Raw genomic sequence first — 12030 nt, 5'->3', positions numbered from 1 at the left:
AACATGTTGCATAATAGTTTATAGTATACATTTCTCTAACCTTGAATATGAATTGGGCCAGAGAATAGTAATGTAATTCATACTTAGAAAACTATCAATAATGGGCTGGGTGTGCTGGTGGACATAGACAAAGCTATAGCAATTAGAAAGGCAATAGTTGTTGGTGAGGCAATCGGCAAAGGTCGAAACATCTTCAACAAAGCTAATGTAATAGAAGAGTTCAATAGTGGCTGTGACCATGTGCTTTCACTCTTTGAAAGTGCATATCAACTCTACAAGTCAGGCATTTACCATGTGCCCGTCTTTCTGGCGATATCTGCCATTGAGGAAATCGCCAAGCTTGAAGTTGCAATGTTTCGCAGTATGGGAGAGCCAGAGGAGGTAAAGAAGCAACGACAAGATAAGCTCTACAATCATCGAGCAAAGCACGTCATTGCTCTTCAAGAAGTTATCGCCATTGGTTCTCGATTGCCTAAAGCTATTGGTAAGGATCGAGTTAGAGCCTTATTGGATATGGCGGAAGCTGGTGGGTTAGTCGAGCTAAGAGAAGCATCTTTGTACACTGATTCAGTTAATGAACAGTTTGTAACTCCTTCTAGTGTAATCGACAAGGCAACATCACGAGAAATCATCTTGTTGGCTATTGAAACTTGGGATGACAGGTTGAGAGGTCTAACAAATCACACTAATGAGCTTGACCGACGAGCCGATGAGATTTTCTATGATGTAGCAGGGTGATACAAACGATGGATATTGAGTTTGCGGCCAGTTTTGACTTTCTTACTACATAATACATTACTCCAAAACTGTCCTTAACGTAGTTTCGATGTATGACATACTTTTCGTAATCTCAATTGGTTGCGCTAGTGTTAGTGATCTAACTTATTTCTGTCCAAAACTGAGTTTCGAGGCCAAGTCCGTGTGTTGTGATCACCAAGCGATTCTGTCGTAGCGAATCCGCGTTGTGACACAATGTATTAGTTGTTATTAGTTTCTTCTTCAAGAATCTTCTGATAGAAAAATCACTTTTTCGTTTGAAATAAAATACCAGTCGTAGAGCTCTTCAACTTAAAGAAGCAGCAGCTCGAGCCGTGGCTGATTATTTTTAGTTGGCCACCATTATTACAATTTTAGAGTTGTTGTAGGAGTTAGGCATCACCGTTTGCTACCAGTAGCCTACTGATGTCTTCTAAGCCTTGATTTTTAGTTTCTGGTAAGACTATGGCGATAAATATTAGAGCCACAAATCCATTCGCTGCATAAATGAAGAAGGTGTTGGCGGCTCCCAATTCAGCAAGTTGCCAAGGGAGCAGCAGTTGGCTTAGATAGCTTCCCAAGCTGGCAAGTAAGGCGAAAAAAGGCGTTGCAATACTACGAATGCTGCTTGGAAACACTTCAGAGAAAACAATCCACATAATTGGGCCAAGTGAAAGAGAGTATGCGGCGATAAAGCCTAGCAAACCAGCTAGTACCAAATTGGCATTAAGCTCCTGGGCTAAATGCCATTGCTGTTGACTAATTAGCGCTAGTTGTGGGCCTGACAAATACTCGGCTAGTGCTATTTCTAAGGCAGACTTAGAGGAATACACACTGTCGACAACGAGGGGAAGTGATAGGTCAAAGAGCTGTTCTAAACTTTCCAAAAACTCATGGCTTAAGCGTTGAGGAGCAGTACTAATAGCATACCAGCTGGTTAAATGGCTTAGCACCGCAAATGCTAAACCCCATAGCAATAAGGGGCGACGCCCTACACGATCAACTAAATACAGTGAAAAAAGAGTGAAAATTAAGGTGGTTATGCCAATATATGCCGATTGTAAGAGTGCTGCATTTTCAGTAAAACCTAGTTGAGAGAAAACGCTAGGAGCATAGACGAGAATTGCATTCATACCGGTTGCGGCTTGCATAAACGCTAAGAAAAAACCAATGATGAATAGCCTTCTCATCTTCCAACTGAACAGATTACCAAGAGCTTTTATAGCGGAAGTCGGGCTAGTCTCTTTGTTGCTTTTGAGGCTTGACCAGGTGTTGAGGAATTCCGTATTAGGTAACACTTGGCGCAGAGACAATTTTGCTTGATTCTCTAGCCCTTGACTAAGTAACCACCGTGGTGACTCCGGGATTTTGCGTAGCAAAATGAACCAGCTAAGAGCTGGAATCAACTCTAGTGCTAGCATTCCTCGCCAGAGGTGTTGTGCTAATAAATAGTGGCTGAGTGTATTAATCAGTGCAAAGTTGACGATATACGCTAAACACAATCCCACCACCAAGCTTAATTGATTGATTGAAACCAGCTTCCCACGGATTGCTGAGGGAGATACTTCCCCTAAATACATAGACGAAAGCGAAAGGGAGCAGAAAGCGACTCCACATAATAACCTAGCTAATACCAGCAAGGTATAGTTCGGCGATAATAGCGCCATCATCAAGGCTAAACAGTAAAGCCTAGATACCAATACCAAGGCACCTTTGCGCCCCCGATAGGTGGCGATTTTTCCAACAAAACACAAAGCGAGTGCCGCGCCAAGTGCTGGTGCGCTGATAACAAAACCTAGCTGCAGTTGATTGAGGTTGAAAGCCTGAGTAATTGAAGGTACTAAACCTGAAATTAACGCCGAATCAAACCCAAATAGGAAACCGCCAATGGATACAATTAAGGCGTAACGATAGATGTATGGCATGAAAACTCCCTTTTTGGTTGATGAGTTTGTTTGGCTGAATTGCCTGATTCTATTGGTTTTGGTTTGTTTTATCCTCGTATTTATAATGGAATTGAGAGCTTTGTCGTAAATTGGTTGACCAAAAATGCTATTATGGTCAACACATTGAATCGGAACATGGTGGTAGGGTGCTTCAACCTAAGTAATAGAACTTAGGTGATAAAGAATGCGCCTTCTATAAGAAGAGGTAAAACTGTGACAACTAGCCAAATGGAGCCAGCAAATCAGCCCTTGCAAGGAGCGCTCCCTCTCTTTGATTTTTCTCAATCGACGCTTCCTGAAGAATTTAGCTTTAGTAATGTAGAGGCTAACTTGCGATTTGAATGCCTTGAAATAAAAGCCTTAAGCAAGAAGCATTTTTACACCTCGGTATTTATTGAGCCTCAGCAGAACTGGGACTGGAGTGATTTAGGGAATTTTTGTTTCGCTTTCGATGCACGAGCTTTGGATGAACATTCCACGCAAATGTTCATCAATATCTTTGATCATCAAGGGCAAATGCACAGTCGTTGTATCAATATTGCACCAGGTAAACAGCAAAGTTTTATGGTGGAACTAAAAGGTGAAACGCTCCATGGAGGGGCCTGTAATTATGCTAGCGGGTTACGCTCTAATCCCTGTCCATGGGGGACCAAGGATGTGTACGCTACTTGGATGTGGGGAGCATTGAACATCGACCTTAGTGCAATTAGTAAGATTGAGCTGAGCATTCACGGGAGTCTGCTGGATCACCATCTGTTATTAAGCAACTTTCGGCTACAGTCTAGCCCCGCGGTTGATCCTAATTATCTCAGCGGGATTATTGACCGTTTCGGGCAGAATGCCCAGCAAGAACACGCCCAGAAGATCCATTCTGAGCAGGAATTAGCTGAAGTGACCAAGGCTGAACTCACTGAGTTGGCCAAAGGCCCTATGCTGGGACGTTCAAAATTTGGTGGGTATCTTGATGGTCCTCGTCAGCAAGCTAGTGGCTATTTTAGAACTGAGAAAATTGCTGGCAAATGGTCCTTAGTTGATCCTGAGGGGTATCCTTATTTTGCGACTGGATTAGATATTATTCGTCTGGCTAACACCTCGACCATTACCGGTATAGATTACGATCATAAGCTGGTTAATCAGCGTGATGATGATGATGTCACCCCGAGGATTCTAAAGAAAAAGTCACGGTACCCAGAGCAGCCTTAGCTACCGCCAAGGTGGCCAGCGAGGTACGCCGAGCCATGTATCAGTGGTTACCGGATTATAATGATCCCTTAGCCGAGCATTATGGTTATATGCGTGAGTTATTCGAAGGCGCGGTAGAGCAAGGTGAAACCTATAGCTTTTATGCAGCAAACCTACAGCGTAAGTATGGGGCGGACGGCGCTGATTACATGGCGAAATGGCGTGATGTTACCGTAGACCGTATGTTGAACTGGGGCTTCACTTGTCTAGGTAACTGGACCGCGCCCGAGTTCTATGACAACCAACGAATTCCCTTCTTTGCCAATGGCTGGATCATTGGTGAGTTTGACCAGGTTAGTAGTGGCGATGACTTTTGGGCAGCCTTACCTGATCCTTTCGACCCGCGCTTTCGTCAGCGCGCCGCGGCTACCGTGAGCCAAGTGAAAAATGAAATCAAAGATACACCGTGGTGTGTTGGTATCTTCATTGATAACGAAAAAAGTTGGGGCCGTATGGGGAGCATTGATGGCCATTACGGTATTGCCATTCATACTTTAGGACGCAGTGCGGATGCCTGTCCGACTAAGGCCGTTTTCGTTGAGTTGCTCAAGACAAAATATACGGTGATTGAAGCACTAAACCAAAGTTGGCAAACCAATCTGGCTTCATGGGCCGATTTGGCTAAAGGAGTGAAAGGTCTTACTCATAATTCTGCCCAAGTCGAAGATTATGCGCTTTTACTAGAGGCTTTTGCCAGCGAATACTTCCGTGTCGTCAAGCAGGAGCTGAAGAAGCAGCTACCTAATCACCTGTACTTAGGTTGCCGGTTTGCTGATTGGGGAATGAACCCAGAAGTGGTTAGAGCCGCTGCTAAGCACGTTGATGTGGTCAGCTACAACTACTATAAAGAAGGGCTTCACCCAGAACCATGGAGTTTCCTAGCTGATATTGATATGCCAAGTATTATTGGCGAATTCCATTTTGGTGCGTTGGATTCCGGCTTCTTCCATGCGGGGCTGGTGACGGCTTGCTCGCAGCAGGAGCGGGGCCAGATGTTTGAGCGCTATATGCAAACCGTGGTCGACAACCCTTATTTTGTTGGCGCTCATTATTTTCAATACATTGACTCGCCGATCACCGGGCGTTCCTTCGATGGCGAAAACTACAACATCGGCTTTGTATCGATAAGCGACGTACCTTATCAGCCGATGGTTGATGCGGCGAAGCGAGTAAATCAGAGTATGTATCCAAAACGCTTTCGTGTTTAGATACAAAACAGGCCGGCGATAGCCGGCCAAACCTTTTTAGGCGAGACTTTGTGATTAGAGGAATTTAAAGCGTTGGTTGTTGCCTCCGTCACAGGACCACTGTTGGAGCGGAGCGCCGTTATTACTAGAAGCATTGGCAATTTCTAAGCATTTTCCAGAGACCTTGTTACGGATTTCAAAGGTGCTGCTACCTTTATCAAATAGGGTCCAGGTTTGCTTACTGTCGGAGTGGTTACAAACCCACTGATGAACTGTTGCACCATCGGCATGGCTTGCTTGGTCAAGTTCTAGGCAGAGCTGGCTTACTTCGGAGCTGATGGCATACTGCCCGTTGCCTAGCGCGGAAAACTGAAAGCGTTGATTGCTATTGCCTGTATTACATATCCACTGCTGATAGGTACTTCCATTCCAAGTCGCTCCACTAGCAACGTCTAAGCAAAGGTCGCTATGAACCAACTGTAGGTTGGTGTAAGTACTAGGTACGCTGACATTTCCGTTTTCTCCCCCTGAGCTATCATCAGTCACTGGTTTGTAGACGCGCACCCAATCAACATACATCTTGTTTTTGCTGTTGTCAGCTAAGTCGGTATCACTGGCAATAATGCCCATTTCTGAGCGCCAGCTATGGTCTTCGGTGTCAATAATGATGAAGGCCTCTTGGTTTAGGTTGTAGACGCTTTTGTCGAGAACAGCACCAGTGTAATCTTTATCTTTCATCACTACTTGAGCCCAGGAGCCTTCTGGTGTCTGTTGGCCATCAATGTAGAAAGTTACCTCGGTTGGGCTTTTCCAGTAGGCAGCAAATCGATGAAAGCCATCTCGCCAGTAGGTTCCCCAAGAGGGTTCGTTGTGGGTTTGGTCGTTAAAGTCACTGATGATTTGGTTGCTGGCAGCGTCTCGGATGAACACGTGGAAGTTGGTAGACATGTTTTTGGCATACCATGTATCAGCGGCCCCACCGTAAACTTCAAGAATGTCTATTTCTCGCTCATCATTCTCGCTTAATAGCCAGAAATTAGAAGATAGCTCTAGGTTACTCACCTTGATGCTAGCTTCTAGGAAAATAGGGTATTTCACCTTAGTTTTTGAGGTAATCACGCCGGCATTGACTTTGTCGGTTCCTTGGCGGCGCGAGGCGCTAACAATTAGGTTGCCATCGGCAACCCACGATTCAGATGAGTCCCAATGGGTTAGACCTGGACCTGTCCAACTCTTAAAATAGCTATCATTCCACTTACTGGTGAACTCATTGGTTTTTCCGGAATAGTTGAAGGAATCTGAATAGGCTTCTTGAAGCTCCCAGACATAGCCGGTACCAGGATTGGCAGGAATTGGAATTGTATCCCAATCGTTTGCCGCTAGGCTGGCGAAAGATAGGCTTAGTCCCTGAGTTAGTAGCAGTAGGTTCTTATAGTGTCGAGGTAACATTATGCTCTCCTTGTTAGTTACTCCGCAGACTATAGATATATTGGTTGTACAGTTGTGTGATTTGGTTAATGAATTTTCTTAATGGTTGGCTTGTTTTGTGTTTTTGGTTGATGTGTGTGCGTTTTGTCACAGTAACGTGATGCGCCTAACCCTGTGGACAGCCTAGGCGCATCAAGCTCCTAGGCTGCTGGCCAGCTAAGTTGTTGTAGCTGACCTCCTTGCAAGGCTGCACCCAATTGGACAGCTTGTGTTGGCGTGGACCTTTTGAATATTGCCAGAGCTCGCCCTTTAGAGGTGTTGAGAGTGGGGCCGGTAAATGCTTCCACATTAGATGCCGAGCCATTGTCAACACCGAGCAGGTGGGCGTTATTATCAGCACTAAACTCAACTCGCCGTTGTTGGTGGCGCACAGGTAAACCTTGTTTGTCAACCAACTGGGCGATCAGGTGAGCGACTAAGTTGTCTTCGCTAAGCTCTAGGCTTAGCGCCAGTTGCCGCGCGTCATCGCTAGTGCTCAATTGCTCTGTATGCCGGTTACCATGCTCATCACGAGCTTCTAGTCTTAATTCACCGGCGCTAAACGGCACCGCCCAGCGGAAAATGCGGTCGGCTTGCTGGCTGAGTTGACGCTTGCCTACACTGCTACCGTTGACGAATAGCTCAAGCTCTGGGCAATTGCTTATTGCTTCGACCAAGATGATATCTTGGTCTTGATAATTCCAATGCTGATTGAGTTGCGGCCAAATCCAAAGTGCTTGTTGCCAAGCATTCGGGTCCTTAGCGCTTACAACCTGGTTGTTATGTACAAATTGTTCGTGATCAAAGGGGCGAGTGTATAAGGCTAGGACCGGCTGCTGCTGCCAAAGGCTTCGGAACATCTGCCATGTGGGCTTAGTAAAACCTGCTGTGTCCAGTAGGCCTGCAGCAAGGCTGCGAGTTGGCCATTGTTGGTGAACTTCGCCAAGGTAGTCAATGCCGGTCCACAAAAACACGCCTGCTACATGTGGTCTGGCTGAGGCTGCTTTCCACTCATGCCACTGAGGAAGCACTTCATTGCCGATGATTGGCAAACTTGGATAATGCTGTCGCCCATAGTCATACATCACTTGGCGATAACTAAAGCCAATCACATCTAAGGCCTGTGCATAGCCCGACTCGTAACTGGCCGAAGGGAGAATGCAGTTCGCGGTGACCGGTCTTGATTGGTCTAAGTCTTTGACCCATTTAGCTAGGCGCTGAGCGGTACGGCCTATGTCTTGTTCCTGCTGTGGTAATTCTGTCAATTTTTGGGCTATTTTTTCACGGCTGTTGGGCGGTTGGCTCCAAAAGTAGTTGCCATCCCAACTTGCATCAAAGAACCCTGTGGCTTGCACATTGCGTGGATAAGTCCACTCTATTTCGTTGCCAATGCTCCACATAAACACGCAGGGGTGATTACGGTGAGCTTTAAGGGCGTTAGTTAGATCGCGCTGTGCATGCTCGGCAAAGTAGCTGGCATAGCCTTCGGAAAGCGGATCGCCATGCTGATCGTGCATGTTGAGGCGCTTATCTTTGGGGTAGTCCCATTCATCGAAGAATTCATCTTGAACCAGTAACCCAAGGCGGTCACAAAGACTTAGCAGTGCGCACGACGCGGGGTGGTGGGCAATTCGAATCGCATTGACCCCAGCCTCTTTGAGTTTAGTTAAGCGGCGTAGCCATACGCCATCGGGGACCGCCGCGCCAACCGCTCCAGCTTCATGGTGTAAGCAAACTCCCTTGATTGGATAAGCTTGATGGTTCAAGTAGAAGCCTTGCTTGGGATCGAAGTACAAATGACGAATACCAACTTGTTGCTCAAAGCTATCGCTTAACTGGCCATCGCAAAGCACTTCGGTTATGGCTCGGTAAAGTGAAGGTGACTCAGGGCCCCAAAGCTCTGGTGCATCAACAGTTAACTGAAGGGCTAAATTAACCGAGTTGTACAGAGACTGCTGTTGGTGTGTGGTCTCTGCGCACACTTGGCCTGCAGCGTTAATCAGGCGAGTCCTCACCTGAAGTGACGCGCCGGGGCGCACTCCAGCCACTTGCAGTTGCTGGGTCAGGCTTGCTTGGCTGGCGCAGGCTTGCGTTGCAAAGATAAAGTTATCCCAAGGTGCAACGTGAACTTGATTAACCACAAGCAGACGTACTTCTCTATAGATCCCTGAACCTGAATACCAGCGACTATCCGCTATTCGGCTACGATCGACTTTTATCAACAAGTGGTTTTCAGCTTGCAAATACTCCGTAATATCCAGATAGAATGGTGAGTAGCCAAATACTTGGTAGTGCAGGTTCTGCCCGTTTAGCTCAAGGCTAGCGTGATTATAGATGCCGTCAAAAATTAGGTAGGCACGCTGCTTTGGTTGCAGCTTGAGTTGGAAGTACTTTTGATACCAGCCGATACCGCCGGGCAGATAGGCGGTTGCTCCTTCTAAGCAGGGGTCAAATTTAGCCTCCACGCTCCAGTCATGGGGAAGGCTAACCGTTCGCCAACCCTGAGTTGTTGGCTGGCTGTTTAGCTGAAAACTCCAGCCATCATTAAAGTCTTTGTCTTGGCGTAACATGAGAGCTCCTGTTAAAAGCGGGAGCTACTCCATGCTCGAGTCTACTACATGGCTTAGTCCCGCTGAGTAAGCAACAATGGTCGTTTTTGGCCGCTTAGTTGGTATTCTGGAAGGTACCAGCGTCCATGATTTGTCGCTTCACCCGGTAACGGCAAATGTAGTTCCAGTTCCAAGAGGGATCGTAGCGGTGGCAAAGCCCCCAGTGCAGCCCCGGATCTTCAAGAGGTTCATCTGCTTCGGGACGGTAAATACCAAGTGCTTCAGGAGCTCCCTTGATATGCGACATGATTTCAAAGTTGATACCATCAGCGGCCCACTGCACGGTATTTTTCTCAGGGCCATCGGTGGTGATCAGTGATGCGATACCGCCATTTTGGTGCCATACCGCCACTTCATGGCCGCTATTACTAATCGGGTTGTATTCTGACTTGCGGTAAGGGCCAAGAATATTGTCGGCGATGGCTACACCATGTTTGATCTCACGGCCTCCTAGGTTCATTCCCTCGCCCATGGTTTCTCCTTTGTAGTAAAGGTAGAACTGTCCTTTGAAGAACATCAGGCAAGGATCGTGCACCTTATGGCTATCAAAGCTGCCCTTACTTTTTACATTGAAGCGATTGTCTTCTTCTCCGTCCCACTCGCCGTCTTGTTCTGGGCTAAGAATAGGAGCATCGCTTTTAGTCCAAGGACCGTAGGGCGAATCTGCCCAAGCAATAGCAATTTCTTCAATTTGTCGGTTAGTGTAAGGGGCTTTGACCGTTTGATAGACTAGGTAAAACTTGCCTTCATGAACTAGCACCTCTGGGGTGAACACTGCCCGATCATCATAGCGGCCGGGTTCTCCAGCGGTGATTGCGCTTCCTTGTTCTTTCCACGTCATTCCATCATCAGAGGTGGCATGCCAGACTTCAGTCTTGTCCCAAGGAAACACCTTATCTTCTGGATTGTCAGAACCAAAGCCCACGGTTTCACCTTCGCCTTTGGTATACCAGCAGTGATATATACCATTGACTTTGATGACTGCTGTAGGGTCGCGACGAATGACTCCCTCTTGATATGCAAAGTCACCTAACAATTCTTGTTCTTCAAACTCAATAAACCATTCTGGTCCTTTGTTATCATAGCCACGCTCAAGCGCGCGTTTACTCGCTAAGCTGAGCTTTCGTGCTGATTTTAGCATAATGTCCTCTATACTCTAAATATTGGTTAACCATTTTTTCTAGGTTACCTCAAATAATCATTGGTGTTGGAAGTTAGTGTTATAAAAGTGATCTGGCGCTAGTTATTTTGCTCTTTATATCCAATTAATATCCTTTGTATAAGGGGGAGGGAGCGTTTTCAGCTTGTTGTTGTTAATTGGTTGAGGTGTGCTCTTTTATTGTTGATGTGTTGTGATGGAGATCGACCTTTAAGGATACTCTTGGTGGCATATGTCGACTTTAATCACGTTAAATTGGTTGAACATTAGGTAATATTAGCCTCAGTTTATTATTATTGGTTTGCCAATTTAAGTGCTTGGTTGACTCAATGAAGGACGTCAACTCGGTTAATGGAGATTTTATGAAAACCGACTCGAATCGTATAGCAATGGGCAAAGTGTGCCTAATGTACTTTTTTTATAACTTTTTTTGGTCTTTAAGCTCAGGCTCGCTGTTTGCGGTTTGGTTGAACGATCGTGTAGGCATAGATGGTTCTCAAATTGGTGTATTGTTTGGTCTGCAAACAGGGGTAGCAGTATTATTTAAACCCGCGTTTGGTTACATACTCGATAAGTTGGGTATGAAAAAACACCTTATTTATTTTATATCGGTGCTGAGTTTGTTGATTGGGCCTTTCTATATTTTTGTCTATGGGCCGTTGTTGTCTAATGATGCCACTTTTGTTTCAGGGATTGTTATCGGTTCGCTATATCTAGGGATGTTATTCCAAGCTGGTAGCGGTGTGATTGCCTCCTATAGTGATCGATTTGCTAGATGTCACAACAACGACTTTGGCCTAGTTAATGGCTTTGGTATTGCTGCATGGGGGGTGTCTGCTGTATTAGCTGGTATTCTTTATAACATTAACCCTGATTTGATTTTTGTTGCCTGTAGTGTGGCGGCCTTTCTTATGTTGTTTTTTTGCTGGTCTTTACGAGTTAAGCATTTGGATGATGTCGACAACGAGGTTATTTCGGCAGACAAAATCACTAAAGAAGATGTTATTAAACTGCTTAAAAACCCAAAAATGTGGGCCTTTATGACCTATGCGGGCACTATTTCAGTCGTATTCTGGACGTCTATGACTCAATTTACGCGTTATTTCATCAGCTTTTTTCCTACTCAAGAAGAGGGGATTAGCTTTAGCTCAAATATGGATGGATTGACTGCGGTTTTCTTATTTTTTGTTAGTGCAGGTGTGCCTTATATCATCAAGAGAATTGGTGCTAAAGGCAGTCTACTTCTCACCGCATGCGGCATTACTTCTTTTCTACTGATGATTGGCTATGCTGGCCTTGGCGAGAAGAATCTCTATCTTGCAATTGCGGCTAAACTGCTGTTCGGTATTGTTAACCCTCTGCTTATTGTTTCGGTATTTGCGTACACTGCTGAGCAGTTTGATAGGAAAGTTAACTCATTCACTTATATGTTTGGCTTTCAGGTTGTCAACAATTTAATGACCGCGATAGCCTCGCCAATTATGGGCAGCATGTATGACCAATACGGCTTCCCTTATAGCTATATCTACTTCGGTTTATTCGCGGCGGTCGCCACGGTGATGGCTGTGTTTACTCTCAGCTCTGAGAAAAAAAAGTCTGAGCCGGAAGAAGATCCGGTACTTGCTTAGCTTTTCATAAACAAAACAACTTAAAATAAGGAAATT

8 protein-coding genes are annotated in these 12030 nt (G+C 45.6%); 4 read left to right on the top strand and 4 right to left on the bottom strand.

Going from position 1 to position 12030, the window contains the following annotated elements; genetic code table 11:
• The first annotated feature begins 117 nt into the window (after positions 1 to 117).
• Positions 118 to 738, top strand: coding sequence for an AbiV family abortive infection protein (locus AR383_RS11360; RefSeq protein WP_055733248.1), 621 nt, complete (start codon positions 118 to 120; stop codon positions 736 to 738).
• A 410-nt stretch (positions 739 to 1148) separates the two neighbouring features.
• On the opposite strand, the gene AR383_RS11355 is transcribed toward AR383_RS11360, so the two are convergent.
• Positions 1149 to 2681: an MFS transporter gene (locus AR383_RS11355; RefSeq protein WP_055733247.1), complete on the bottom strand. Its 1533-nt coding sequence runs from the start codon at positions 2679 to 2681 to the stop codon at positions 1149 to 1151.
• A gap of 234 nt (positions 2682 to 2915) precedes the next feature.
• Between AR383_RS11355 and AR383_RS21760 the strand changes: the two genes are divergently transcribed.
• Positions 2916 to 3905: a hypothetical protein gene (locus AR383_RS21760; protein ID WP_198150142.1), complete on the top strand. Its 990-nt coding sequence runs from the start codon at positions 2916 to 2918 to the stop codon at positions 3903 to 3905.
• Positions 3906 to 3940: 35 nt separating this feature from the next.
• On the top strand, positions 3941 to 5152 hold the full coding sequence (locus AR383_RS21755) for a beta-galactosidase (RefSeq protein WP_198150141.1): 1212 nt from the start codon (positions 3941 to 3943) through the stop codon (positions 5150 to 5152).
• Between the two features lie 54 nt (positions 5153 to 5206).
• On the opposite strand, the gene AR383_RS11345 is transcribed toward AR383_RS21755, so the two are convergent.
• The 3 genes from AR383_RS11345 to AR383_RS11335 form a co-directional block, all read right to left on the bottom strand.
• The gene (locus AR383_RS11345; RefSeq protein WP_055733246.1) at positions 5207 to 6580 is read right to left on the bottom strand and encodes an RICIN domain-containing protein; all 1374 of its coding nucleotides are present in this window, start codon (positions 6578 to 6580) and stop codon (positions 5207 to 5209) included.
• A 179-nt stretch (positions 6581 to 6759) separates the two neighbouring features.
• Positions 6760 to 9168: a glycoside hydrolase family 2 TIM barrel-domain containing protein gene (locus AR383_RS11340; protein ID WP_083481579.1), complete on the bottom strand. Its 2409-nt coding sequence runs from the start codon at positions 9166 to 9168 to the stop codon at positions 6760 to 6762.
• 94 nt (positions 9169 to 9262) lie between these two features.
• Positions 9263 to 10348, bottom strand: a complete 1086-nt coding sequence (locus AR383_RS11335; protein WP_055733245.1) for a glycoside hydrolase family 117 protein — start codon at positions 10346 to 10348, stop codon at positions 9263 to 9265.
• Between the two features lie 380 nt (positions 10349 to 10728).
• Between AR383_RS11335 and AR383_RS11330 the strand changes: the two genes are divergently transcribed.
• Positions 10729 to 11994 (top strand): oligosaccharide MFS transporter, encoded by a 1266-nt coding sequence (locus tag AR383_RS11330; RefSeq protein WP_055733244.1) that lies wholly within the window; start codon positions 10729 to 10731, stop codon positions 11992 to 11994.
• Positions 11995 to 12030 lie beyond the last annotated feature (36 nt).

Origin of the sequence: Agarivorans gilvus (assembly GCF_001420915.1) — a bacterium.
In the GTDB taxonomy this organism is placed as follows: domain Bacteria; phylum Pseudomonadota; class Gammaproteobacteria; order Enterobacterales; family Celerinatantimonadaceae; genus Agarivorans; species Agarivorans gilvus.
The sequence above is the reverse complement of the archived record's forward strand: the minus strand, read 5'-3'. Positions and strand labels throughout refer to the sequence as shown.